This is a genomic window from Paracoccus sp. S1E-3, from assembly GCF_013868135.1.
Taxonomy (GTDB): Bacteria; Pseudomonadota; Alphaproteobacteria; order Rhodobacterales; family Rhodobacteraceae; genus Paracoccus.
On record NZ_JACEMU010000017.1, the window covers coordinates 195,432 to 218,980 of the forward strand.

Here is a 23,549-nt window from a genome sequence, read left to right on the forward strand (position 1 = left end):
AGTCAAATGTCCGCACGGGTTTCGCCCAATACAGGCTGGTGAAAATGGCTGCGGCGGCTGTCCTTTCGGGCGCCGCCGCAGCATCTGGTGTCGTAAGGCGAGGGGACCGCAAAATGCGGCGTGGCCGCGATGAGCCGAACAGGGAAGTGGAAATGAAGAAGGCAATCTGTCGGCCCCGGCTGACGAGAATCAGGACCGGACGCCCCCCCCCCCAGCCGGAAGGGGATGACGCCCGGAACACCGGGACCAGAGACACGCCGCCAGCCTGCAGGCCACGAAGACATTCCGGCCCATCGGGAGAGAGCATCCCATCCCGATCCGGATCACGGCGACGCCGCCGAGCCGGATCGAAGCCCAGGCGGTGATGACCGGATACACCACCGGGGCCGATCTTCGACACCGCCGGTTCCGTCCATAGACATCCGGGCACCGCATCGCGGGATCGCGAGGGTCGGGCCCCGGAAGGGCGGAAACCCGGCGGTTGCATCCTTGGCCAGGCATGGCGGGGCTGGGTGGCGGCGGCGAACGGGGTTGGACCATTGGCGCGGATGAAGCTCACCTGCACCCTCGCCGTGATCGTCAGCCTGTCCGTCATCGCCTCGCGCAAACGCGCGCAGCCCAGTCTGCAGCCGAGGAGGATGACCGGGGGCACGCCGAGGCCTTGGGCATCGGCGCCCTGTAACCGATGCGGGACGGCGATGGGAGAGTGGCCGCAGCGTGCAGCCGCTGTCGGCCTCGGCTCGCCCGGCCTCTCCCTCTCCGGTGTGAACTTATGGTCCGGCAGGGGGGACTGCCGGCTGCCGCCAACCGGTCGAAAGGATCGGCGCCAGCCTGCCCGCGCGCCGTTTCCGCGCCGTCGGCCGAACCGGCGCGATACCCGCCGAAAAACCAGTATTGAGAATACAAGTTTTGCATCAGGAAATAAGGACTTATGGCAGCGAATCATGGTTAAGGGCCGCCGCCGGGATTAGGCTCGAGGGTGTTCGGGAGGTTCCGATGCAACCCAGTATCCGCCATCTGCGCATGTTCCAGACGCTGGCCGAAACCCATTCGGTGACGCGCACCGCAGAGCTGTGCGAAGTCTCGCAGCCGGCGGTGACTCAGGCGATAGGCAAGCTGGAACGCGATGGCGGCCAGGCGCTGTTCCGGCGCAGCCCGCAGGGAATCTTCCTGACCCCGGCGGGCGAGGTGATGGCGCGCCGCGCCGCGCGGGCGCTGGCATTCCTGGATACGGCCATGGGGGACATGCCACGCAATATCCGCCTGCATGCGACCCGCGCCCAGCTGGCGGCGCTGATCGCAGTGACCGAACAGGAAAATTTCACCCTCGCCGCGCGGCAATTGGGGCTGGCGCAACCAACGGTGCACCGCTCGGCCAGCATGTTGGAACAGTCGGCGGGGATGCAGTTCTTCGAACGCACCGCGCATGGGCTGATCGCCACCCGCGCTGCGCGCCAGCTGTCGCAGGCCGCCCGGCTGGCCTTCGCCGAGTTGAAGCAGGCCGAGACCGATCTGGCCGCGCTGTCCGGGCGCGAGGTCGGGCGCATCACACTGGGCGCAGGGGCGTTGTCACGCGCCGGCCTGCTGCCTGCGGCGATGCTGCGTTTTCGGACGCTCCGGCCGAATTTTCCCTTTGAAATCATCGAGGGACGCGACGAGGAATTGCTGGCCGGGCTGCGCCGGGGCGAAATAGATATGGTGCTGGGCGCGTTGCACAGCCCGCTGGGGATTCGGGACCTCGCGCAGCTGGGGCTGTTCGACGATTCCATCGCCATCGTGGCGCGACAGCATCACCCCCTGGCACGGCAGGTGCGCGTCACCCGCGAGGATTTGGGCCGTTTTCCCTGGGTGATCGCGCAGCAGGGCGTGCCGATCCGCACCATGCTGGAGGGGTTGCTGCCGCCCGAGACCCTGCGTGGCGCCATCGTCGCCTCCTCGGTGATCCTGCTGCGCGAAATTCTGCGCGGCAGCGACCATTTGGGCGCGTTGTCGCGTAATCAGGCTCTGACGTTGGGCGAGGGGCAGGCGCTGACCGTGCTGCCGGTCGATCTGCCGCCCGCGCCCTGGCCCATCGGCCTCACCACGCGCGCGGGGTGGGAGCCGACCGCCGCGCAGCGCGAATTCATCGACCTGTTGCGCGAGGAGGCCGCGAAGCTGGGCTGAGCGACGCGCCCCGCATGATTCCGGTGTGAGGCGTGGCAGAGCGCTCGAAACTACGCGATATACGCGGCGTAAAATTCTGAAATCAGAGGGAAAATCTGGAGCGGGTGAAGGGAATCGAACCCTCGTATTCAGCTTGGGAAGCTGCTGCTCTACCATTGAGCTACACCCGCGACAGCGCCCGGTTACCGCAGTCAAAGGGGGCGCGTCAAGTCTTAGCGCAGTCCCATCTCCGCCAGCTCGGCAGCGAGGGCGGCGGGCAGCGAGTCGTCATGGGCGCGGTCCCTGGCCAGATCGGGAGGCGCATCCGCAGCGTCCAGATAGCGCCAGCCCTGAAACGGCCGGCGCGGGACCGCCGTGGTGCGAATCAGATCGCGGTCCAGCACCAGCGCGCAGCGGCGGATGCCGTCAGCGCCCAGCCGCTCCTCGAGTCCGATCAGGCGTTGACGGGCCAGCAGAACCCCCTTGAACACCCAATAAATGGAGCCGCCGGCCAGCAGCTCGGCCTCGCGCCGGGGCCACATGCGGGTGACATGCGCCGCCGGGGCGTCGCCGAAGCGCTGGCGCTGCCATTCTTCCAGATCCTCGGGGCCATCCGCCCCGACACAGAGCTTGACCAGATTGACGTGCTTCACCATGGCCCTGATATAGGGGACCGAAACGGCGCGGCAAAGGGTGCATCATGGGGTCGGCAAGACGTAAACAGGCATATTGGTGGACTGGTGCCATTCTGGTCTTCTTGCTGGTGATGTGGCTGCTGGGCCAGGCGATCCTGCCCTTCATCATCGGCGCGGGCGTGGCCTATCTGCTGGACCCGCTGGCCGACCGGCTGGAGCGGGCGGGCCTCAGCCGGACCTGGGCGGTGGTGACCATCACGCTGGCGGCACTGCTGGCGCTGGTGGCTTTTCTGCTGCTGCTGGCGCCCATCGTCCTGCGCCAGACCACCCAGCTGGTCGAGGCGATGCCCGGCATGATCAAGGGGCTGCAGGATTTTCTGATGCAGCGCTTCCCCAATCTGCTGGCCGCAGGCGGCCCCCTGGATTCGTCGCTGCAGAATCTCGCCTCACTCGTCGGCGAGAAGGGAGGGCAGGTGCTGAGTTCGCTGCTGAATTCGATCTCGGGCGTGGTCGGCATGATCGCGCTGCTGGTCATCGTGCCGGTGGTCGCCTTCTATCTGCTGCTCGACTGGGATCACATGGTCGCGCGGATCGACGCGCTGCTGCCGCGCCGGCAGGCCCCGACGATCCGTCGACTCGCCGCCGAGATCGACCGCACCCTGTCGGGTTTCGTGCGCGGGCAGGGCACGGTGATGCTGATCCAGGGCACCTTCTACTCGGTCGCGCTGATGAGCGTCGGGCTGCCCTATGCGGTCTCGATCGGCATGGGGGCGGCGATCCTCGGGATCATTCCCTATGTCGGCACCCTGATCGGCGGGGCCACCGCCATCGGGGTGGCCGTTTTCACCTTCTGGGACCAGCCGCTGTGGATCGCCGTGGTCGCCGGTATCTTCATCCTCGGCCAGATCGTCGAGGGGAACTATCTGCAGCCGAAGATCGTCGGCAACCATGTCGGACTGCATCCGGTCTGGTTGCTGCTGGCCCTGTCGGTCTTCGGGTCGCTGTTCGGTTTCGTCGGCATGATGGTGGCGGTGCCCCTCGCGGCGGCACTCGGCGTTCTGGTCCGCTACTGTGCCGAGCGTTACGTCGACAGCCCGATGTATACCGGTGTCGATCCCGCGCCGGTCACCCCGGAACCTTATCTGGTCGAGATTGTCCCCGAAGGCACCCTGCGCGTCATGCGCACCGATCTGGCCGCGCCCGCCGACAGCGGACCGCACGCCTGATTCATGGCGCGTCAACTGACCCTTGATCTCGGCCATCGCCCGGCGCTTGGCCGGGCGGATTTCCTGGTGACGCCCGCCCATGCACTGGCGATGACGGTGCTGGACGCGCCCGAGACATGGCCGCAGGGGCGGATGCTGCTGCTGGGGCCGGACGGATCGGGCAAGACCCATCTGGCGACGATCTGGGCGGCGGAAACCGGGGCGATGCGGATCGGGGCCGCGGCGTTGCGGCCCGACATGGTCGATCTGCTGGCCAGCGAGGATGGCGCTGTCGTGGTCGAGGACGCCCATCGCGTGGCCTTTTCCGCCGGCGCCGAACAGGCGCTGTTCCACCTGTGGAATCTCTGCGCGGTGCGGGGCTGCTGGCTGTTGCTGACGGCGCGCAGGCCGCCGCGCGACTGGGACCTGTCGCTGCCAGACCTGCGCAGCCGCATGTCGGCGATGCCCGTGACCCGGATCGAGGCCCCGGACGAGGCGCTGCTGGCCGCCGTTCTGGTCAAGCTGCTGGCCGACCGCCAGTTGACCCCGCCCCCCGGCCTGATCGACTGGCTGGTGCCGCGCATGGACCGCGATCTGGGGCTGGCGCGACGCCTTGTCGCGGCGCTCGATACCCAGGCCCTTTCCGAACAGCGCGGCCTGACCCGCAGCATGGCCGCTGATCTGCTGGTGCAGCTGACCGCGCCGGAAAGCGGCCCGGCCGATAAAGCCTTGCCCGGGCGTCAACTTTTTCCGTAGCACGGCTGGACAAGGGCCATCGCCCCGGCGCATGATATGGCCCGATCTTTTCCTGCACCGTCCGATGACCCAAGCCGACTTCCTGAAACATCCGCCGCCCGCGCCGGTTTCCCTGCCGGGGGTCTCGATCACCGGGCCTGACCGCTTCTTCAACCGTGAGTTGAGCTGGCTCAGCTTCAACTGGCGCGTTCTGGATGAAGCCCGCAACAGCCGCGTGCCACTTCTGGAACGGCTGCGCTTTCTGGCGATTTCGGCCACCAATCTTGATGAATTCTACACCGTCCGCGTGGCCGGCCTGCGCGAACTGGCGCGCGAAGGCAACAACACCCCCTCCGAGGATGGTCGCACCCCGGCCGAACAGTTGCAGATCATCAACGCCGATGCGCGCCGGCTGATGGGCGCCCAGCAAGCGGTCTGGAACAGCCTCCGCAAGGAGATGGAGGCCGAGAATATCGCCATCCTCTCGCGCTCGCGGGTGACGCGGGCCGAGGCCGATTACCTGAACCGCCATTTCCGCGAGCAGGTCTTCCCGGTCCTGTCGCCGCTGGCCATCGACCCGGCGCATCCCTTCCCCTTCATTCCGAATACCGGTTTCTCGCTGGCGCTGGAACTGGCGCGCGAATCCGATGGCCGGCGGATGCAGGCGCTGCTGCCGATCCCCGCGCAGTTGCCCCGCTTTGTCCGGCTGCCCGGCACCTCGCGCTTTCTGCGGCTGGAAGACCTGCTGCTGATGAACCTGTCCAGCCTGTTTCCGGGCTATCGCGATACCGGCTCCTGCGCGTTCCGGGTGCTGCGCGACAGCGATCTGGAGGTCGAGGAGGAGGCCGAGGATCTGGTCCGGGAGTTCGAGACCGCCCTGAAGCGCCGCCGCCGGGGCAGCGTGATCCGTCTGAAGATCACCGAGGGCGCCCCCGACGCGTTGCGCCGGACCATTATGGAGGAACTCCACGTTTCGCCCGACGAGGTGATCGAGGTCGCGGGCCTGCTGGGGATGGCCGACCTGAAGGAACTGGTGCTGGACGACCGCCGCGACCTGCAATGGCCGGCCTTCACGCCGCGGGTGCCGGAACGGGTGCAGGACCATGATGGCGACATGTTCGCGGCGATCCGCCAGAAGGACATGCTGCTGCATCATCCTTACGAGACCTTCGACATGGTCATCCGCTATCTGCAACAGGCGGCGCGCGACCCCAATGTGCTGGCGATCAAGCAGACGCTGTATCGCACCAGCCGCGACAGCCCGATCGTCGAGGCGCTGTGCGAAGCCGCCGAATCCGGCAAATCCGTCACCGCGCTGGTGGAGCTGAAAGCGCGCTTCGACGAGGCCGCGAATATCCGTCAGTCCCGGCGGCTGGAACGTGCGGGCGCGCATGTCGTCTATGGCTTCGTGAATTATAAGACCCATGCCAAGATCTCGACCGTGGTGCGGCGCGAAGGCGATGCGCTGGTAACCTATACCCATTACGGCACCGGCAACTATCACCCGATTACCGCGCGCATCTATACCGACCTGTCGCTGTTCACCTGCGACGCGGCGCTGGGGCGCGATGCCACCAAGGTGTTCAATTTCCTGTCCGGCTACGTCCAGCCGGAAGGCCTGGAGAATATCGCGATCTCGCCCATCTCGCTGAAGGAGCGTCTGATCGAACTGATTGGGCGCGAGGCCGAATATGCCCGCGCCGGCCGCCCCGCCGCGATCTGGGCGAAAATGAACTCGGTGATCGAGCCGGATGTGATCGACGCGCTCTACGCCGCCAGTCAGGCCGGGGTGAAAATCGACCTGGTTATTCGCGGTATCTGCGGGCTGCGGCCGGGCATTGCGGGTCTGTCGGACAATATCCGCGTCAAATCCATCGTCGGCCGGTTTCTGGAACATTCGCGCATCGTCTGCTTCGGCGCCGGTTTCGGGCTGCCGTCGCGCAAGGCGCGGGTCTTCATCAGCTCGGCCGACTGGATGGGGCGGAATCTCTCGCGCCGGGTCGAGACGCTGATCGAATGTCTGAACGACACCGTGAAGGCGCAGATCGTCAATCAGATCATGGCCGCCAATATGGCCGACGAGGCGCAAAGCTGGACCCTGCGGCCGGATGGCCGTTATCTGCGCCATCTGCCGGCCGGACGCGACGATCTGTTCAACTGTCACCGTTTCTTCATGGAAAATCCGTCTTTGTCAGGGCGCGGCCGGGCTGGCGCGGGCGACGTGCCCGCCTTGACCCATAGCGCCGATTGAGGAAAAAGCGGACTCATCACGGCGGCGTGACCGGAATCAGGAGCGATGCGATGAACGGCAAGGCGAAGGTTCAGGACCCGTTTGAAGGCCTGTTCGAGGACGCATCCGCCCGCGCCCTGTCGCGGGTCGGGGTGGTTGATGTCGGTTCGAACTCGATCCGTCTGGTAATCTTCGACGGGGCGGCGCGCTCGCCCGCCTATTTCTACAATGAAAAGGTCATGGCGGGCCTTGGCAAGGACATGGCCACGACCGGCAAGCTGAACCCCGATGGGGTCGAGCGCGCGCTTGAGGCACTGCGCCGTTTCGCCGTCATCGCCGACGGGCTGAAGGTGCGCCCGATGACCGTCGTGGCCACCGCCGCCGTGCGCGAGGCCGAGGACGGTCCCGAATTCCGCAAGCGCGTCGAACGCGAAACCGGCCTCAAGCTGACCGTGATCGACGGCGAGGAGGAGGCGCGCCTCTCGGCGCAGGGCGTGCTGCTGGGCTGGCCCGACGCCAAGGGGCTGGTCTGCGACATCGGCGGCAACTCGATGGAACTGGCCGAGGTGGACGGCAAGGGTGGCATCGGCAAGCGCGTGACCTCGCCCCTGGGGCCGTTCCGGTTGCAGCAGGTGCAGGGGGGGGAGGAAGGCCTGCGCGCCCATATCAAGGCGATCATGCAGGGTCTGGCGAAGAAGATGGGTACGGATCACGACCGCATCTATCTGGTCGGCGGTTCTTGGCGCGCCATCGCGCGGCTGGATATGGAACGCAGCAAATACCCGATGACCGTGTTGCACGAATACCGCATGACGCCCGAGGCGGTCGAGGATACGGTGAGATGGATCGGCGATCACGATCTGCAGACGCTGCGTGCGAAGACCGGCATCTCGAATTCCCGGATGGAGCTGGTGCCCCTGGCCAGCATGGTCCTGCGCGAGCTGGTCGAGACCTTCAGGCCCAAGGAGCTTGCCGTTTCCTCCTTCGGCATCCGCGAGGGGCTGCTTTATGAGCATATGTCCGAAAGCCTGCGCGCCCGCGACCCGCTGCTGGAATCGGCGCGCTTCACCGAAAAGCAGATGGCCCGCAGCCCCGGCTTCGGCAAGAAGCTGTATCAGTTCCTGCAGCCCCTGTTCGAGGGCGTCCCCCCCGAGCGCGACCGCCTGATCCGCGCCGCCTGCCTGCTGCACGACACTGCCTGGCGCACCCATCCCGACTACCGCGCCGAGGCCTGTTTCGACAACGTCACCCGCGCCAATATGGCCGCGCTGTCGCATCCCGAACGGGTGTTTCTGGGCGTCGCGCTTCTGCACCGCTACCGAAACTCGCGCGCAGGTTCAGCGATGGCGCCGCTGTTCGCGATGCTGTCCGAGGACGAATTGCAGGCCGCCGAAGTGCTGGGCAAGGCGATGCGCTTCGGCGCCATGTTCTCGATCCGCGACCCGTCCGAGGCGGGGTCGCTGAAATTGTCCCCCAAGAAGAACACGCTGACCCTGACCCTGACCAAAACCGGCCGCGCCCTGTTCGGCGAGGTGGCGCTGGCGCGGTTCCAGTCGCTGTGCAAGTCGCTGGGGGTGGAGGGGGTTGTGAAGGGGTAGGGGCTAGCCCTTGAAGCAATGCTCGCGATGCCAGCGCAGATAATCCGGGTGTGGTTTAAGGGCTGGATCCTGCGGCAGGATAAGGCGACCTGCGGGGTTGAAAAGTCGGCCGGAAACCTCGTCGGCAATACTGTCGCGCGCCGTCAGCAACGACATATCGTCATCGACCGCGATAAGTCCGCGATCAAACATCCAGTGAATCGTCCCGCTCAGCGCCAGTCCGTTGCGGATTGTATCGGGGCCATCAGCGGTGATCGGTCGAATATGGGCGGCTTCTACTTCGGCTCTGCCCCCACCGTTGCGCAGTTCAAGCCCCGAAATGGCGCAGCGCCCGGAATAGGCGCGGCGCACATTTCTCGCGAAGGATGCGTCGCGCAATGCGCGGGTGGTCAGAATTTTCGGGCGCTGTTGAAAGTCGAATGCTGGTGCAGCTTCCGAAAATCCATCGGGTTGTCTGGGCAGGGTATCGGGTGTGACTGTGGTAGTGAAAGCTGCACGCAGCATGGCATCAAAATCTTGATCGGAGAGCGGGCGAACCGATGAGGTATTGTTTCCCCCCATGAAGGCCAACTTGGATTCCCAAAGGGTTCCGTCAGGCTTCTGTCGTGAAAGACGGGTCTCGAAGTCAATTTCGGAAGCCCGATCCATGATAGCGAAACTATGCGTGGGATCGGTTGGATCTGGCGCGATACTGCTTACCCTTTGGACGCGGTGATAGCCTTTCGCGTCACCGCGCCGGCCCTCGTAGAAAATGACCCAATCGCCCAGGGTTTTCTCGACCCGCGACAAATAGCTGTTTGGAAAATGGTAAAGTTCGCCCGGTTTATCGGCATAGGTGGAATGGGAGGATTCGATAAAAACGGCTTTAGTCATAGCCCAAGATTGCGTGAACGCGATTGCTTCGTCCAGGGGAATAAAAGCTGGAAAGGTCCCCCATTCGGGATGGCCTTTGCGGTTTTTATCTATAGAGGGGGATGGTTGCAGCAGCCCTTCTGCCCCCGCGCGCCGCGCTTACGCCGGCCAAAGCTCGTCCGGCCAGCGGCGCGGGTGTTCGGTCACCAGCAGCGTGACCTCCGCCCCCGGCAGCGACTGGTGCAGATCGCCCTGCATCCGCAGGTTCAGCCGGTCGATCTCGGCTGCGCTCAACGGACGGCCGGGATCGTAATAGACCATCACGACATGGCTGCGCCCGATCTTGGTGATCGACAGGTCGATCAGCCGGCCGCCATCCTCGGCGATGGCGCGGCGCAGGGCGCGGCGGGCAAGCGCCACGCTGTCGGGGGATGCGGTGACGCCCGCAAGCTCTTCCAGTCCGCCGCGCACCTCGCGGAAATACCCCCCGACCGCGAACAGGCACAGCAGCAGCACGATGATCGAATCGCCGACTGGGGCGATGGGGGCCAGCGGCCCCTTGCCGAAGAAATAGATCGCGGCAAGGCCGATGCCGCTCGCCACCGTGATGGCCCCGTCAAAGGCCGCCGCCCGGCTTTCCAGGTTCAGCATGTCGCTTGATCTTCCGGTCCTGATCCAGGCGCGGCGATGCATCCACCACAGACCGAAACAGGTCGCGGTGATGATCGCATAGTAATAGGGCATGATACCGAAATTCAGCGGCGGCGGCATGGTCCCGAGCGCATAGCTGTAGATGCGCTGAAACGCGCTTGTCGAAGCCGCGAGGATCAGGCCGAGCACCGAGAGCGCGCGGAAGGTCACGAAGATCGCCTCGTCCGCGGCATAGCCGAAGGGGCGCTGCCGGTCGGGCCCGGCGCCGACGCGCCGGCTGATGCGGCGGGCGAGGAACAGCGACACGAACCCGACCATCGAGAACAGGCCGTCCATGATGATCGCGTTGGAATTGCTGAGAAAGCCGGCCACGACCCCACAGGCCGCCATGAACAGGTTGCCCCACATCGCGACGATCAGCGAGCGCGCCTCGATCGCCTGATACTCCGCTCTGCTCTCCGCCATCCGCGCCTCCTGATCGGTTCAGGCCGACTATCGGGGATATTTCCGGCCGAGTCACGCCGCCGGGGGCGTGCAATGCGCTCAGCAAAAAGGCCGCCCCGAAGGACGGCCTTTCGTTTCTGCCACGAAGGGCAGGGGATTACATCATCCCCATGCCGCCCATGCCGCCCATGTCGGGCATGCCGCCGCCGGCCGCTTTCGGCTCGGGCTTTTCGGCGACCATGGCTTCGGTGGTGATCAGCAGACCGGCAACCGAGGCCGCGTCTTCCAGCGCCGTGCGCACGACCTTGGCCGGGTCGATGACGCCGAACTTGAACATGTCGCCATATTCTTCGGTCTGGGCGTTGAAGCCGAAGGCCTTGTCCGAGGACTCGCGGACCTTGCCGGCCACGACAGCGCCGTCGACGCCGGCGTTTTCGGCGATCTGGCGCATCGGGGCTTCCAGCGCGCGGCGCACGATGGCGATGCCGGCTTCCTGATCGGCATTGGCGCCTTTCACGCCGTCCAGAGCCTTGCCGCCCTGAACCAGCGCCACGCCACCACCGACGACAACGCCTTCCTGAACGGCCGCGCGGGTCGCGTTCAGCGCGTCATCGACGCGGTCCTTGCGCTCTTTCACTTCGACTTCGGTCATGCCGCCGACGCGGATGACGGCAACACCGCCGGCCAGTTTGGCCACGCGTTCCTGCAGCTTTTCCTTGTCGTAGTCCGAGGTGGTTTCCTCGATCTGCTGACGGATCTGGGCCACGCGGGCTTCGATCTCGGCTTTGTCGCCGGCGCCGTCAACAATGGTCGTGGTGTCCTTGTTGATGGTGATCTTCTTGGCGCGGCCCAGCATGTCGATGGTGACGTTTTCCAGCTTCATGCCCAGATCTTCGCTGATGACCTGACCGCCGGTCAGGATCGCGATGTCCTGCAGCATGGCCTTGCGGCGATCACCGAAGCCCGGAGCTTTCACAGCCGCGATCTTCAGACCGCCGCGCAGCTTGTTGACGACCAGCGTGGCCAGAGCCTCGCCTTCAACGTCCTCAGCGATGATCAGCAGCGGCTTGCCCGACTGGATCACGGCTTCCAGCAGCGGGACCATCGGCTGCAGCGACGAGAGCTTCTTCTCGTGCAGCAGGATATAGGCGTCTTCCAGATCGGCGACCATCTTGTCGGGGTTGGTCACGAAATAGGGCGACAGGTAGCCACGGTCGAACTGCATGCCTTCGACGACTTCGACGTCGGTTTCCATGCCCTTGTTCTCTTCGACGGTGATGACACCTTCGTTGCCGACCTTCTGCATGGCTTCGGCGATCATCTTGCCGATGCCTTCTTCGCCATTGGCCGAGATGGTGCCGACCTGCGCGACTTCAGCCGAATCCTCGACCGGACGCGAAGCAGCCTTGATCGATTCGACGACTTTCGAGGTCGCGAGGTCGATGCCGCGCTTCAGGTCCATCGGGTTCATGCCGGCGGCAACCGCCTTCATGCCTTCCTTGACGATGGCCTGGGCCAGAACCGTCGCGGTGGTGGTGCCGTCGCCGGCCTCGTCATTGGTGCGCGAAGCGACTTCGCGGACCATCTGGGCGCCCATGTTCTCGAACTTGTCGGTCAGTTCGATTTCCTTGGCGACCGAAACACCGTCCTTGGTGATGCGGGGCGCGCCGAAGGAGCGGTCGATGACCACGTTGCGGCCTTTCGGGCCCAGGGTGACCTTGACCGCATCCGCCAGAATATTGACGCCCTTCAGCATCGAATCGCGCGCGGTGGTGCCGAACTTAACGTCCTTGCCAGCCATGTGTACTCTCCTAGAATGTCTTGTGAATTGAAGCGTTTACAAAGGGACCGGCGATCAGCCGATGATCCCCATGATGTCGCCTTCCTTCATGATCAGCAGCTCTTCGCCGTCCAGCGTCACTTCGGTGCCCGACCATTTGCCGAACAGGACGCGGTCGCCGGCCTTGACGGAAGGCGCGATCAGCTCGCCCGAATCCTTGCGGGCGCCTTCGCCGACGGCGACGACTTCACCTTCAGCGGGTTTTTCCTTGGCGGAATCGGGGATGATCAGGCCGCCCTTGGTCTTCTCGTCCGATTGGACGCGCTTGACCAGAACGCGGTCGTGTAGCGGTTTGAAAGCCATAGTGAACACTCCGGTGTTTCAGGTTGCAGTGTCGGTTGGCACTCACTGGTTGCGAGTGCCAGTGACGCCGATCTAGGCTCCGGTCACGCGGCTGTCAACGGGATGGTCCGCGAAAATTCTCAATGCCGGCTGGTCTTTGCTGGCCGGCTGTGGAAGCCTGCATCCGACAGTGACGGAGCCTGCCATGAAACGCCTTATCGCCGCCCTTCTGATCGGCCTTGCAGCCCCTGCCGCGCATGCTGCCGAATGTGCGGGCAGCAACCTTCTGGCGGCGCTGCCCGCGGCCGACCGCGCCGCCATCCGCAGCGCCACCGACGCCGTGCCCTTTCATCAGGGAATCCTGTGGCAGGCGCGCAAGGGCAAGGCGCGGATCACCATGGTCGGCACCTATCATTTCGACGACCCCCGCCATGCGGCCATGCGCGCCAGGCTGGCGCCGGTGATCGCCGAAGCCGATGCGCTGCTGGTCGAACTTGGCCCCAAGGAAGAAGAACAGCTGAAATCCGCCATGCTGGCCGATCCGGCGCTGATGATGGACCCGACCGGGCCGACCCTGCCCGAACGGCTGCAGCCGGAGGAATGGAAAGCCATCTCGGCCGCGCTGGCGGATCGGGGGATTCCGGCGATCGTCGCCTCGAAGATGCGGCCCTGGTATGTCGCGATGATGATGGGCATGTCGCCCTGCATGCTGCAGCAGGTCGCGGCAACCGGCGCGGCGAACGGCCTCGACTGGCAGCTGATGGCCGAGGCCGAAGGCGCGGGCATCCCGGTGGTGGCGCTGGAGCCGTGGGATACGGTGCTGAAGCTGTTTGGCGGCCTGACCCCGCAGCAGGAGCTCGACATGATCGTCTATACACTGCCGGCGGCCCAGCACGCGGATGATTACGCGACCACGATGACGGATGCCTATTTCGCCGGCGATGTCTGGCAGATCTGGGAATTCGGTCGTATCGATGCCTATCGCAATTCCGGCCTGCCGAAGGCCGAGGTCGACCGGCTGACGGATGAGGCGCAGGTGCTGCTGATGGATGCGCGCAACCGAAGCTGGATCGCGCCGCTGACGGCGGCGGCGGATGCGGCGGCCGCCAGGGACAAGGGCGTTGTCGCGGCTTTCGGGGCGCTGCATCTGCCGGGCGAAAACGGCGTCCTGCGGCTGCTGGAAAAGGCTGGCTGGACAATCGAAAAGGGCGAGTGATGCCGGACGGACTCTGGAAGCTGGAAGAAGCCTGGTGGCTGCGCGGTGCGGCCGAGGCGGCCCGTCATATGGCGCCGAACTGCATCATGGTCTTTCCCGAAGGCCTCCTTCAGGGGCAGGAGATCATCGACGGGCTGGCACAGGCGACGCGATGGGACGGGGTGACCATGACCGACCGTCGGGTCGCGGAAAGCGATGATGTCGTCGTGCTCGCCTACCGGGCCGAGGCGCTGCGCACGGGCACCCCGCCGCGCCGGGTGTTGTGCAGTTCCGCCTGGGTCCGTCTGGGCGGCTGGCGGCTGATCGCGCATCAGCAGACATTGGCCTGACGATGATCGGGGATCTGCGGCGACATCTGCATTTCCTGATCTCGGCCGCCATCGGTCTGCTGGTCGGGTTCGCCGCCGTATCGCTGCCCGGCCCCGACCGCATCCTGCTGGGCGCTGATCTGTTTTCGGCGATCTTTCTGTGCTGGAGCATGCTCACTCTGCCGCGCATCGATCGCGCCGCGCTGCTGCGCCGCGGCGATACCGAGGATGAGGGGATGCCGATCATCATGCTGATCGCGCTCGGGGCGATCCTGCTCAGCCTTTACGGGATCGGGCAGACCCTGCGTGCCGCGGATGGTATCTCGGCGCTCCGGGTCTGGCTGGCGCTGATGTCGATCCCGCTCGGCTGGGCGATGCTGCATTCGGTGATGGCCTTTCACTATGCCAGCATGTGGTATGCGCGCGATGGCGACGGCAAGGATGCGCGCGGGCTGGATTTCGGGCCGGGTCAACCCGACCCGGATATCTGGGATTTCCTGTATTACAGCTTCACCATCGGGGTCGCCGCCCAGACCGCCGATGTCAGCCTGCGCAGCCGCCGCTTTCGCAGGGTCACGCTGGCCCATTCAGTGCTGGCCTTCTTCTTCAACACGGTGATCGTGGCGCTTGCGGTCGGCGCGGCATCAAGTCTCGGCCAGTGAGGGCCGCGCCCTCCCTCGTCGCCCCCGCGATGATGGACTTTGCGCCCGTGCCGGGGTAGGGATCGCCAAATTCTGCCGAGGAGCATGTGATGATTACCGTTCTCGCCCATAAATCGCCCGATACCGATGCCACCGGCTCGCCCATCATCTGGGCGTGGTATCTGAACGAGATCCGCAAGACGCCCGCGCGCGCCATCCTGCAGGGCGCGCCCAATACCGAAGCGGCCTGGATGCTGACCCGCTGGGGCCAGCCCATGCCCGAGATCGTGACCGATCTGGCCGCCGGCGATCAGGTCGTCGTGGTCGATACCAACAACCCGGCCGAGCTGCCCGCCCAGATCAACGAGACCGAGATCCTGGAGATCATCGACCATCACATGCTGGTCGGCGGCCTGAAGACCCGCACGCCGATCAATATCACCATCCGCCCGCTGGCCTGCACCGCCACCATCATGCACGACCTGATCGGTGACGATCTGGCCGCCGCGCCCGATTGGGTGAAAGGCGTCATGCTGACCTGCATCCTGTCGGACACGCTGGAGTTCCGTAGCCCGACGCTGACCCCGCATGACCGCGCCGTGGCGGAAAAGCTGGCCAATGGTCTGGGCATCAACATTTCCGAATTCGCAGCCGAGATGTTCGCGGCGAAATCGGATGTGTCGGCCTTCGCCGATGCCGATCTGCTGCGCATGGACAGCAAGGAATTCGAACTGGACGGCAAGAAGCTGCGCGTCTCGGTTCTGGAAACCACCTCGCCCGCGGTGCTGCTGGCGCGCAAGGACGCGCTGATGGCGGCGATGCCCGGCGTGGCCGCGGCCGATGGCGCCGACGAGGTGCTGCTGTTCGTCGTCGACATCCTGAACGAGGAGGCGACGCTGCTGGTGCCGAACGCTTACGTCAAGCAGGTGGCCGAAGCGTCCTTCGGGGTGCCGGTTGCGGGCGATACGGTCGTGCTGCCGGGCATCATGTCGCGCAAGAAGCAGATCATCCCGTCGCTGAAACTGTGATCTGACACAGCGATCAGAGACGTGAGGCCGGGGGCTGTCTGCCCCCGGACCCCCGAGGATATTTTGACCAGGGTGAATGAATGACGCGGATCATCGGATCGCTTGCCGAGATTGCCACCGATTACGACGTGCTGTTTTGCGACCTCTGGGGCTGTGTGCATAACGGGATTACCGCATATCCCGCGGCTATTGCGGCCTTGCAGGAATTTCGACGCGGCGGTGGCCAGGTCTGTCTGATGACCAATGCGCCGCGCCCGGCGGCGCAGGTCGAGGCCTCGTTCGGGCGGCTGGGGATTCCGCGCGACGCCTGGGATGTGATCGTGACCTCGGGCGATGCGGCGCAGGACGCAATGTTCGCGGGCGCGGTGGGCCACAAGGTCTGGCATCTCGGGCCGGCGAAGGACGACGCGTTTTTTGACGTGCCTCCCGAATGGAAGGACGCACCGCCCATCGAACGCGTGCCGCTGGCAGAGGCCGAGGGCATCGTCTGCACCGGACCTTTCGACGAGGACACCGAGACGCCCGAGGATTATCGCACCCGCCTGATGCTGGCGCGTGTCGAGGGGCTGAAGCTGCTATGTGCCAATCCCGATATCGTCGTCGATCTGGGCGAGCGGCGGATCTACTGCGCCGGAGCCATCGCCGAATTTTATACCGATATGGGCGGCGATTCGCTCTATTTCGGCAAGCCGCATCCGCCGATCTATGATCTGGCGCGGCGCAAGCTGAACCTCAGGGACGGCGCGCGCGTGCTGTGCATCGGCGACGGAATCAGGACCGACATCGCCGGCGCGGTGGGCGAGGGGCTGGATTCACTCTTCATCACCGGCGGTCTGGCGGCCGAACATATGGGCGCGGATGTCGAAGCCCCCGAGGCGCCGCTGCTGGAGGAATGGCTGCGTCCGCAGATGATCATGCCCACCTTTGCAATGGGCCGGCTGCGCTGAGTGGCGCTTTATTTCGCCTATGGCTCGAACATGCTGGCGGCGCGGCTTCGGGCGCGCTGCGCTTCGGCCCGGATGGTCGGGCGGGTCGTAGCCGCGGGCTTTGATCTGGCGTTCGACAAGATCGGGCAGGACGGATCGGGAAAGGCCACGCTGATCGCGGGCGGTCCCGGCGTGCAGGGGGTTCTGTTCGATCTGGCCGCTGCGGATCTGGCGCTTCTGGACGAGATCGAGGGGCTTGGCCGTGGCTATGACCGGGTGATGCTGGATCTGGATGGCCAGCGGGCAATGGCCTATCTGGCCCCGCCGCAGTTCCGCGCCCCCGGCATGCTTCCCTTCGACTGGTATCTGGGGCTGGTTCTGGCTGGTGCGCGGCAGGCCGTCCTGCCCGCGGATTGGATTGCCCGGCTGGCCGCGCAGCCCTTCATCACGGACCCGCAGCCGGACCGTCCCCGGCGCGCCGAGGCGCTGGCGCTGCTGGCCGGGTTGCCCGCGCGGCTTGCAACCGGACCACGCCTGCGCGATATGCAGGGAACGGCGGCCCGTCCGCCACAGACTGACCATGCCGGGCCGGCCCCGGAAGGGGGCGCATTGCATATCCATCAGCATTGGACCGGATTGCCGGCATCGGCGCGGGGCGCCTCGGTGGCGATGGGCAATTTCGACGGGGTACATCGCGGCCATCGTGCGGTCATCGATGCGGCGCGCGCCGCCTGCGATGCGCCGCTCGGGGTGATCACCTTTGAGCCCCATCCGCGCGAATTTTTCGCCCCCGAGGCGCCCCCCTTCCGGCTGATGAACGCCGAGGCCCGCGCCAACCGCCTGCGCCGTCTGGGGGTGGATCACCTGTATCAGCTGCCCTTTGGCGCGGTGCTGGCCGGGCTGACGCCCGAAGCCTTCGCCCGCGATGTGCTGGTCGAGGGGTTGGGCGTCGCCCATGTCACCGTCGGGCAGGATTTCTTCTTCGGTCACGGCCGGGCAGGCGATTGCGATACGCTCTGCGATCTGGGCCAGCGGTTCGGCTTCGGCGTCACCGTGGCGCCGCTGGTGGGCGAGGACGGCCGCGACTTCTCATCGACCGCGATCCGGCAGGCGCTGGCGGAAGGCCGGACCCGCGATGCCGAGCGGATGCTGGGTCACTGGCACCGGATCGAGGGCGAGGTCCTGCATGGCGAGAAGCGCGGCCGCGAGCTGGGCTATCCGACCGCCAACATGTCGGTGGACGGGCTGCACCTGCCGAAGCTCGGCGTTTATGCGGTGCTGGCGGATGTGCTGGGCGGCCCGCACAAGGGCTGTTGGCCGGGCGTGGCCAGCCTTGGGGTGCGGCCGATGTTCGGCGAAAATCGTCCCAACCTTGAAGTCCACCTGTTTGATTTCGATGGCGATCTTTATGGCGAGCACCTGTCGGTCGCGCTGGTCGAATATCTGCGGCCCGAGATGAAATTCGACGGGCTTCCCGCGCTGATCGAGCAGATGGACCGCGACAGCGCCGAAGCCCGCGCCATCCTGTCGGCCCCCTGATGCGGCCCGGTTTCTGGGAATTGCCGCTGCGTGATCTCGATGCGCAGGAATGGGAGGCACTGTGCGACGGCTGCGGCAAATGCTGCCTGAACAAGCTGGAATTCGAGGACACCGACGAACTGGCCTTCACCCGCATCGCCTGCCGCTTGCTGGACGGGCAGACCTGCCGATGCACCCGCTATGAGACGCGGCACCACTATGTTCCCGAATGCGTCACCCTCACCCCCGACAAGATCAAGGATATCAGCTATTGGCTGCCGGCGACCTGCGCCTATAGGCTGCGGCACGAGGGGCGGCCGCTGCCGGACTGGCATTACCTGATCAGCGGCGATCGCGAGGCGGTGCACAGGGCAGGCGCCTCGGTCCGGGGCTGGACGCTGTCCGAGGCCGAGATCCCCGAGGAAGACTGGGAAGATCACATCATCGAGGATCTGTCATGAATTTCGCATCCGACAACTGCTCCGGCGTCCATCGGGCGGTGATGGCGGCACTTGCGTCGGCGAATGATGGCCATGTCGCGTCCTACGGCAATGACGCGCTGACCCGCGCGGCCGAGGAGCGCGTCCGCGAGGTGCTGGAGGCGCCCGATGCGGCGGTGTTGTTCACCGCGACGGGAACGGCGGCGAATGCGATTTCGCTGGGGGCAGCGGTCCACCCGTGGGAGCGAATCTTCTGCAACGAGGATGCGCATATCGAGACTTCGGAATGCGCCGCGCCCGAAATGTTCACCGGCGGGGCCAAGCTGACCCTGATCCCCGGCGAGGGCGGCCTGATCGACGCCGATGCGCTGGATCGGGCCGCCGGCTTCTGGGCGGGCGAGGGGTTGGGCGGCGGCAAGCCGGGGGCGATTTCCATCACCAATGCGACCGAATGGGGCCGGGTCTGGATGCCCGACATGGTGGCAGAAATCGCCGCCATCGCGCAGCAGCACAAGCTGGTGCTGCACATGGACGGGGCGCGCTTTGCCAATGCGGTCGCGGCCAGCGGGGCCGCGCCCGCCGATCTGACGCATCGCGCGGGCGTCGATCTTCTGTCCTTCGGCGGCACCAAGAACGGCGCCATGGGGGTCGAGGCGGTGGTCGCCTTCGATCCCGAATTTGCCGACCGGCTGGCATTCACGCGCAAGCGCAGCGGGCATCTGTTGTCCAAGCACCGCTATCTGGCGGCACAGTTCTTCGGGCTGCTGGAAGGCGGCCTGTGGCTGGAGCTGGCACGTCAGGCCAATGACATGGCCGCCCAGCTGGCCGCCGGGCTGGAAGAGGTCGAGGGCGCGCGCCTGGCTCATCCGACCGAGGCGAACATGGTCTTTGCCGTCTTGCCGGTCGATGCCCATGACCGGGCGCGGGCGGCGGGGGCCACCTATTTCAAATGGTCCTCGTTGGATGAGGCCGATCAGGACGAGGTGACCGTCCGCTTCGTGTGCAGCTGGAACACCACCGGGGCCGAGGTCGACGCCCTGCTGGCCGCGTTGCGCGGTTGACGCCTGCGCCTCAGGCGCGGGCGAGGTTTATCCGGGTCAGATCGGCGACCGCCTGCGCATGGGTCAGCGGCAGCATATGACCCGCGCCCGGCACGGTGGCGCGACCGACATCGGGCAGGCGTGCGGCAAGGGCCTCGGCGATTTCGTGGATGATCGGCGGGGATTCCGCGCCCGAGATCAGCATCACCGGGGCCTCGATCCCCTCGAGGCCGCCCTCGCGCAGGATATCGGCGCGGTCCTCCATCAGGAAAGCGTTGGTTTCCATGACCAGCCGCATCTGCTTGCGCAAGCGGTCGGCACGGGCCGGATCGTCGGGAATGGCGCCCGCGCCCGGTGCACCCCAGTCGGACATGAACTGACCGATCATGCCGTCAATGTCGTTCGCGGCTGCAAAGGGCGCGAGGCGCGCATCCTCGGCCTGACGCGAGGGGGCAGGCGCGGCGGCGAACAGCACCGGCTCGATCAGCGTCAGCGAGCGGACGGCCTCGGGCGCGCCCACGGCGATGCGCAGGGCGATGGTCGCGCCGAAGCTGTGGCCGATCAGGTCAAGCGGGCGGTCGATCTTGCCCGCCGCATGACGGGTGACGAAGGTATGCAGGTCGATGCCGCCTTCGGGCTGCCAGTCGGGACTTCGGCCATGGCCGGGATTGTCGAAGGCGCGCAGATCGACCTGCCCGTCCAGATGGCCGGCCATCGGCGTCCAGGCATTGCTGCTGCCCATCATGCAATGCAGCGCCAGCGCCGGGCGGTCAGGGGCGCCGGGGAAATGGCGTTCGAACAGGGTCATATCGTCGCCAGATGGTCGGCCAGGAAGTTCAGCCGGTCCTGACCCCAGAATTTCTGCCCGGTCTCGCGCACGATATAGAAGGGGGCGCCGAAGGCCCCCGCCGCCACGGCGTCCTCCAGGTTGCGGCCATATTGCTCGGCCCCGATGAACAGGCCCTTGTCGGCAATCGCCGGGTCAAAACCGTTCGCGGCCAGCACATCGCGGATCACCGCGTCGTCGGCAATATCGCGATTCTCGGCCCAGACGGCGCGCAGGAAGCCGCGCACCAGGGCGCCCACATTGCCTGCCCCGCTCGCCTGCGCCGCGATCACCGCATAGGAGGACGGCGCCATATTCGTCGGAAAATGCGCCGGATGCAGGTTGAACGGCAGCTTCAGATAGGCGGCCCAGCGGGTGAGTTCCTGCAGACGATAATCCTTGCGGCTGTCATGGCGATCGGCGAGTTTCTGCCCCCCGGTGCGGGCGAACAGCTGCATGAGGTCCACTGGCTTGTAGGTGATGGTGGCCTTGTGCTCACGCGCGATTCGCTCCAGCCGGTCGCCTGCGAGGTAGCACCATGGGCTGATCGTCCCGAGATAGTAGTCGATATGGGCCATTTTGCTTTCCCGAGCTGGTGAACTGGTCTGTTGATGTTTGCGGGCAGGCTAACGCGGTGGTAAGCCCCCTGCAATCGCCCGAATCCCGCCGCTCGAAGGACCGCCCCATGCCCGCGATGACCGAACCCAAGCTGATTTCCGGCAATGCCAACAAACCTTTGGCGCAGGCCATCGCAAGGCGCATGTCGATGCATCGGGGCATGAATGTGGCCCTTGTCGATGCCCGGGTCGAACGCTTCAACGATCAGGAGATCTTCGTCGAGGTGTTCGACAACGTGCGCGGCGAGGATATGTATATCATCCAGTCGACCTCGAACCCGGCCAATGACAACCTGATGGAGTTGCTGATCATGACCGACGCGCTGAAACGCTCGTCGGCCAACCGGATCACCGCCGTCATCCCCTATTTCGGCTATGCCCGGCAGGATCGCCGCGCCAAGGCGCGCACGCCGATCAGCGCCAAGCTGGTTGCCAACCTGCTGACCGAGGCCGGCGTCGACCGGGTGCTGACGCTGGATCTGCACGCGGCCCAGATTCAGGGCTTCTTCGATATTCCGGTGGATAACCTTTACGCCGCGCCGATCTTCGCGCTGGATATCCGCCACCATTTCAAGGGCCGAATGGATGACCTGATGGTGGTCTCGCCCGATGTCGGCGGCGTGGCCCGCGCGCGCGAGATCGCGCAGCGCATCGACGTGCCCATGGCCATCGTCGACAAGCGCCGCGAAAAGGCGGGCGAGATCGCCGACATGACCGTCATCGGTGACGTGAAGGGCAAGACCTGCATCATCGTCGACGACATCTGCGACACGGCCGGCACGCTGGTGAAGGCGGCGCAACTGCTGGTCGATCACGGCGCGACCGAGGTGCATGCCTATATTACCCATGGCGTGCTGTCCGGCCCGGCGGTCGAGCGGGTGTCGAATTCGGTGATGAAATCGCTGGTCATCACCGATTCCATCGACCAGCCCGAGGCGGTGAAGACCTGCCCCAATATCCGCATCGTGCCGACCGCGCCGATGTTCGCGCAGGCGATCATCAATATCTGGAACGGCACCTCGGTCAGTTCGCTGTTCGAGCTGGATACGCTCGGCCCCATCTATGAGGGCCTGTATTCGGGCAGCTGATCTGCCGGAATTGCAGAACGCCGCGCCGGGTCGTGATGACCGGCGCGGCGTTGTCATATCCGGGCCTCAGGCGGTATCGCCGAATCCGTAGGTTTCCGTCACATAGTCGATATCCTTGTCGCCCCGCCCCGACAGGTTGATCAGGATCGTCTTGCCCGGATGTTTCGGCGCCTCGCGCAGGGCGAAGGCGACAGCATGGGCGCTTTCCAGCGCCGGAATGATCCCCTCGCGCCGGGACAGGCGATAGAAGGCATCCAGCGCCTCCTTGTCATCCGCCGCGACATAGGTCGCGCGGCCGGTCTTGTGCAGATAGGCATGTTCAGGCCCGACCCCCGGATAATCCAGCCCCGAGGCGACAGTATGGACCGGGGCCGGGTTGCCCTCGGCATCCTTCAGCACCAGCGTCCGGAACCCGTGGATGTCGCCATCCTCGCCAAAGGTGATGGTGGCGGCGTGATCGCCCAGATTGGACGAGGTGCCGAGCGGTTCCACCCCATACAGCGCCACGTCCTGATCGTCGATGAAGCCCGCGAACATCCCCATCGCGTTCGAGCCGCCGCCGACACAGGCCGCGACCATGTCGGGCAGCCGGCCGGTCATGTCCAGAAACTGCTCGCGCGATTCAATGCCGACGACATGCTGGAAATCCCGCACCATCATCGGGAAGGGATGGGGGCCGACGACGCTGCCGATGGCAAACAGCGCGGTGTCGGCCTGCGCGACATAGGACTGGAACGCACTGTCCACGGCCTCCTTCAGCGACCGCCCGCCAAAGCCCACCGGCACGACCGTCGCCCCCAGCAGCTTCATCCGGGTGACGTTCGGGGCTTCCTTGGCGATGTCGATCTCGCCCATGTGGATTTCGCATTCCATGCCGAAATAGGCCGCCGCCGTCGCCAGTGCCACGCCGTGCTGGCCGGCGCCGGTTTCGGCCATCACCTTGGTCTTGCCCATATGCTTGGCCAGCAGCGCCTCGGCCATGCAATGGTTCAGCTTGTGGGCGCCGGTATGGTTCAGATCCTCGCGCTTGGCATAGATCTGCGCGCCGCCGCAATCGGCGGACAGATTGCCCAGATAGCTGATCGGCGTCGGGCGGCCCTGAAAATGCTTGCGGATGAAGCGCAGCTCGCTGATGAAATCGGCCGAGCGCGACAGCCGCAGATAGGCCGCCTCGATGGCCTTGAACTGTTCGACCAGAACCGGCGGCAGGTCGGCGCCGCCATAAGGCCCGAAGAAGCCCTTCGCATCGGGATGCGAATTCAGATAGCCCATGTATTGTCCCCCTGT

General features: G+C 65.6%; 22 protein-coding genes, 1 tRNA gene and 1 pseudogene. 15 read left to right on the top strand and 9 right to left on the bottom strand.

All coding sequences use genetic code 11. The features are described from left to right. Window positions 1-996 precede the first annotated feature (996 nt). Window positions 997-2,163 carry a LysR family transcriptional regulator gene (locus H1S04_RS18215; protein ID WP_181746907.1) on the top strand — a complete coding sequence of 389 codons (1,167 nt, stop codon included), beginning with the start codon at window positions 997-999 and terminating at the stop codon, window positions 2,161-2,163. A 96-nt stretch (window positions 2,164-2,259) separates the two neighbouring features. Here H1S04_RS18215 and H1S04_RS18220 read toward each other — a convergent pair. Next, window positions 2,260-2,333 (bottom strand) — tRNA-Gly (locus H1S04_RS18220). Window positions 2,334-2,375: 42 nt separating this feature from the next. Further along, a complete protein-coding gene (locus H1S04_RS18225) occupies window positions 2,376-2,798 on the bottom strand; it encodes a DUF1489 family protein (protein ID WP_181746908.1) in 423 nt (140 codons plus the stop codon). Window positions 2,799-2,842: 44 nt separating this feature from the next. Between H1S04_RS18225 and H1S04_RS18230 the strand changes: the two genes are divergently transcribed. The 4 genes from H1S04_RS18230 to H1S04_RS18245 all read left to right on the top strand — a co-directional run bounded on the left by H1S04_RS18230 (window position 2,843) and on the right by H1S04_RS18245 (window position 8,545). Further along, window positions 2,843-4,003 (top strand): AI-2E family transporter, encoded by a 1,161-nt coding sequence (locus H1S04_RS18230; protein WP_181746909.1) that lies wholly within the window; start codon window positions 2,843-2,845, stop codon window positions 4,001-4,003. Window positions 4,004-4,006: 3 nt separating this feature from the next. Further along, the gene (locus H1S04_RS18235) at window positions 4,007-4,738 is read left to right on the top strand and encodes a DnaA/Hda family protein (protein WP_181746910.1); all 732 of its coding nucleotides are present in this window, start codon (window positions 4,007-4,009) and stop codon (window positions 4,736-4,738) included. Between the two features lie 64 nt (window positions 4,739-4,802). After that, window positions 4,803-6,968: an RNA degradosome polyphosphate kinase gene (locus H1S04_RS18240; RefSeq protein ID WP_181746911.1), complete on the top strand. Its 2,166-nt coding sequence runs from the start codon at window positions 4,803-4,805 to the stop codon at window positions 6,966-6,968. Between the two features lie 50 nt (window positions 6,969-7,018). Continuing rightward, a complete protein-coding gene (locus H1S04_RS18245; RefSeq protein WP_181746959.1) occupies window positions 7,019-8,545 on the top strand; it encodes a Ppx/GppA family phosphatase in 1,527 nt (508 codons plus the stop codon). A 3-nt stretch (window positions 8,546-8,548) separates the two neighbouring features. Here H1S04_RS18245 and H1S04_RS18250 read toward each other — a convergent pair whose 3' ends face one another. The 4 genes from H1S04_RS18250 to H1S04_RS18265 all read right to left on the bottom strand — a co-directional run bounded on the left by H1S04_RS18250 (window position 8,549) and on the right by H1S04_RS18265 (window position 12,635). Next, window positions 8,549-9,418, bottom strand: a complete 870-nt coding sequence (locus tag H1S04_RS18250) for an HNH endonuclease (protein ID WP_181746912.1) — start codon at window positions 9,416-9,418, stop codon at window positions 8,549-8,551. Window positions 9,419-9,556: 138 nt separating this feature from the next. Beyond that, entirely contained in the window at window positions 9,557-10,513 is a 957-nt protein-coding gene (locus H1S04_RS18255; RefSeq protein ID WP_181746913.1) for a cation transporter, read from the bottom strand. A gap of 136 nt (window positions 10,514-10,649) precedes the next feature. Then, on the bottom strand, window positions 10,650-12,293 hold the full coding sequence (gene groL, locus H1S04_RS18260) for a chaperonin GroEL (RefSeq protein ID WP_181746914.1): 1,644 nt from the start codon (window positions 12,291-12,293) through the stop codon (window positions 10,650-10,652). A 54-nt stretch (window positions 12,294-12,347) separates the two neighbouring features. Then, complete coding sequence (locus H1S04_RS18265) at window positions 12,348-12,635, bottom strand: co-chaperone GroES (RefSeq protein ID WP_181746915.1); 288 nt, start codon at window positions 12,633-12,635, stop codon at window positions 12,348-12,350. 184 nt (window positions 12,636-12,819) lie between these two features. Between H1S04_RS18265 and H1S04_RS18270 the strand changes: the two genes are divergently transcribed. From H1S04_RS18270 to H1S04_RS18305, 9 genes and pseudogenes are all read left to right on the top strand, one after another. Beyond that, window positions 12,820-13,830, top strand: coding sequence for a TraB/GumN family protein (locus tag H1S04_RS18270; RefSeq protein ID WP_181746916.1), 1,011 nt, complete (start codon window positions 12,820-12,822; stop codon window positions 13,828-13,830). After that, window positions 13,830-14,159: a nuclear transport factor 2 family protein gene (locus H1S04_RS18275; protein WP_181746917.1), complete on the top strand. Its 330-nt coding sequence runs from the start codon at window positions 13,830-13,832 to the stop codon at window positions 14,157-14,159. Before H1S04_RS18270 ends, H1S04_RS18275 begins: the two co-directional genes overlap by 1 nt. 2 nt (window positions 14,160-14,161) lie before the next feature. Continuing rightward, window positions 14,162-14,800 carry a DUF1345 domain-containing protein gene (locus H1S04_RS18280; protein ID WP_181746918.1) on the top strand — a complete coding sequence of 213 codons (639 nt, stop codon included), beginning with the start codon at window positions 14,162-14,164 and terminating at the stop codon, window positions 14,798-14,800. A gap of 89 nt (window positions 14,801-14,889) precedes the next feature. Continuing rightward, window positions 14,890-15,807: a manganese-dependent inorganic pyrophosphatase gene (locus tag H1S04_RS18285; RefSeq protein WP_181746919.1), complete on the top strand. Its 918-nt coding sequence runs from the start codon at window positions 14,890-14,892 to the stop codon at window positions 15,805-15,807. Between the two features lie 80 nt (window positions 15,808-15,887). After that, complete coding sequence (locus H1S04_RS18290; protein ID WP_181746920.1) at window positions 15,888-16,754, top strand: TIGR01459 family HAD-type hydrolase; 867 nt, start codon at window positions 15,888-15,890, stop codon at window positions 16,752-16,754. Beyond that, window positions 16,755-17,150, top strand: a pseudogene (locus H1S04_RS18860) (gamma-glutamylcyclotransferase family protein); the annotation flags it as partial. It abuts the gene before it with no gap. A 192-nt stretch (window positions 17,151-17,342) separates the two neighbouring features. Further along, complete coding sequence (locus tag H1S04_RS18865; protein ID WP_255435700.1) at window positions 17,343-18,272, top strand: bifunctional riboflavin kinase/FAD synthetase; 930 nt, start codon at window positions 17,343-17,345, stop codon at window positions 18,270-18,272. Continuing rightward, a complete protein-coding gene (locus H1S04_RS18300; RefSeq protein WP_181746922.1) occupies window positions 18,272-18,712 on the top strand; it encodes a YcgN family cysteine cluster protein in 441 nt (146 codons plus the stop codon). Before H1S04_RS18865 ends, H1S04_RS18300 begins: the two co-directional genes overlap by 1 nt. Then, on the top strand, window positions 18,709-19,752 hold the full coding sequence (locus H1S04_RS18305; protein WP_181746923.1) for a low specificity L-threonine aldolase: 1,044 nt from the start codon (window positions 18,709-18,711) through the stop codon (window positions 19,750-19,752). Before H1S04_RS18300 ends, H1S04_RS18305 begins: the two co-directional genes overlap by 4 nt. 10 nt (window positions 19,753-19,762) lie before the next feature. On the opposite strand, the gene H1S04_RS18310 is transcribed toward H1S04_RS18305, so the two are convergent. Together H1S04_RS18310 and H1S04_RS18315 are read right to left on the bottom strand one after the other, a co-directional pair. After that, window positions 19,763-20,539: an alpha/beta fold hydrolase gene (locus H1S04_RS18310; protein ID WP_181746924.1), complete on the bottom strand. Its 777-nt coding sequence runs from the start codon at window positions 20,537-20,539 to the stop codon at window positions 19,763-19,765. After that, a complete protein-coding gene (locus tag H1S04_RS18315; protein WP_181746925.1) occupies window positions 20,536-21,135 on the bottom strand; it encodes a 2-hydroxychromene-2-carboxylate isomerase in 600 nt (199 codons plus the stop codon). Before H1S04_RS18315 ends, H1S04_RS18310 begins: the two co-directional genes overlap by 4 nt. 107 nt (window positions 21,136-21,242) lie before the next feature. Here H1S04_RS18315 and H1S04_RS18320 point away from each other — a divergent pair, with 107 nt between their 5' ends. Next, window positions 21,243-22,262 carry a ribose-phosphate pyrophosphokinase gene (locus H1S04_RS18320; RefSeq protein ID WP_298948172.1) on the top strand — a complete coding sequence of 340 codons (1,020 nt, stop codon included), beginning with the start codon at window positions 21,243-21,245 and terminating at the stop codon, window positions 22,260-22,262. 66 nt (window positions 22,263-22,328) lie between these two features. Here the strand turns inward: H1S04_RS18320 and trpB are convergent, their stop codons facing one another. Beyond that, complete coding sequence (trpB, locus tag H1S04_RS18325) at window positions 22,329-23,534, bottom strand: tryptophan synthase subunit beta (protein ID WP_181746926.1); 1,206 nt, start codon at window positions 23,532-23,534, stop codon at window positions 22,329-22,331. Between the last annotated feature and the right edge of the window lie 15 nt (window positions 23,535-23,549).

Coding starts and splice junctions, on each gene's coding strand:
- H1S04_RS18215 (WP_181746907.1), top strand. CDS start 997: ATGCAACCCAGTATCCGCCATCTGCGCATGTTCCAGACGCTGGCCGAA.
- H1S04_RS18225 (WP_181746908.1), bottom strand. CDS start 2,798: ATGGTGAAGCACGTCAATCTGGTCAAGCTCTGTGTCGGGGCGGATGGC.
- H1S04_RS18230 (WP_181746909.1), top strand. CDS start 2,843: ATGGGGTCGGCAAGACGTAAACAGGCATATTGGTGGACTGGTGCCATT.
- H1S04_RS18235 (WP_181746910.1), top strand. CDS start 4,007: ATGGCGCGTCAACTGACCCTTGATCTCGGCCATCGCCCGGCGCTTGGC.
- H1S04_RS18240 (WP_181746911.1), top strand. CDS start 4,803: ATGACCCAAGCCGACTTCCTGAAACATCCGCCGCCCGCGCCGGTTTCC.
- H1S04_RS18245 (WP_181746959.1), top strand. CDS start 7,019: ATGAACGGCAAGGCGAAGGTTCAGGACCCGTTTGAAGGCCTGTTCGAG.
- H1S04_RS18250 (WP_181746912.1), bottom strand. CDS start 9,418: ATGACTAAAGCCGTTTTTATCGAATCCTCCCATTCCACCTATGCCGAT.
- H1S04_RS18255 (WP_181746913.1), bottom strand. CDS start 10,513: ATGGCGGAGAGCAGAGCGGAGTATCAGGCGATCGAGGCGCGCTCGCTG.
- groL (WP_181746914.1), bottom strand. CDS start 12,293: ATGGCTGGCAAGGACGTTAAGTTCGGCACCACCGCGCGCGATTCGATG.
- H1S04_RS18265 (WP_181746915.1), bottom strand. CDS start 12,635: ATGGCTTTCAAACCGCTACACGACCGCGTTCTGGTCAAGCGCGTCCAA.
- H1S04_RS18270 (WP_181746916.1), top strand. CDS start 12,820: ATGAAACGCCTTATCGCCGCCCTTCTGATCGGCCTTGCAGCCCCTGCC.
- H1S04_RS18275 (WP_181746917.1), top strand. CDS start 13,830: ATGCCGGACGGACTCTGGAAGCTGGAAGAAGCCTGGTGGCTGCGCGGT.
- H1S04_RS18280 (WP_181746918.1), top strand. CDS start 14,162: ATGATCGGGGATCTGCGGCGACATCTGCATTTCCTGATCTCGGCCGCC.
- H1S04_RS18285 (WP_181746919.1), top strand. CDS start 14,890: ATGATTACCGTTCTCGCCCATAAATCGCCCGATACCGATGCCACCGGC.
- H1S04_RS18290 (WP_181746920.1), top strand. CDS start 15,888: ATGACGCGGATCATCGGATCGCTTGCCGAGATTGCCACCGATTACGAC.
- H1S04_RS18300 (WP_181746922.1), top strand. CDS start 18,272: ATGCGGCCCGGTTTCTGGGAATTGCCGCTGCGTGATCTCGATGCGCAG.
- H1S04_RS18305 (WP_181746923.1), top strand. CDS start 18,709: ATGAATTTCGCATCCGACAACTGCTCCGGCGTCCATCGGGCGGTGATG.
- H1S04_RS18310 (WP_181746924.1), bottom strand. CDS start 20,539: ATGACCCTGTTCGAACGCCATTTCCCCGGCGCCCCTGACCGCCCGGCG.
- H1S04_RS18315 (WP_181746925.1), bottom strand. CDS start 21,135: ATGGCCCATATCGACTACTATCTCGGGACGATCAGCCCATGGTGCTAC.
- H1S04_RS18320 (WP_298948172.1), top strand. CDS start 21,243: ATGCCCGCGATGACCGAACCCAAGCTGATTTCCGGCAATGCCAACAAA.
- trpB (WP_181746926.1), bottom strand. CDS start 23,534: ATGGGCTATCTGAATTCGCATCCCGATGCGAAGGGCTTCTTCGGGCCT.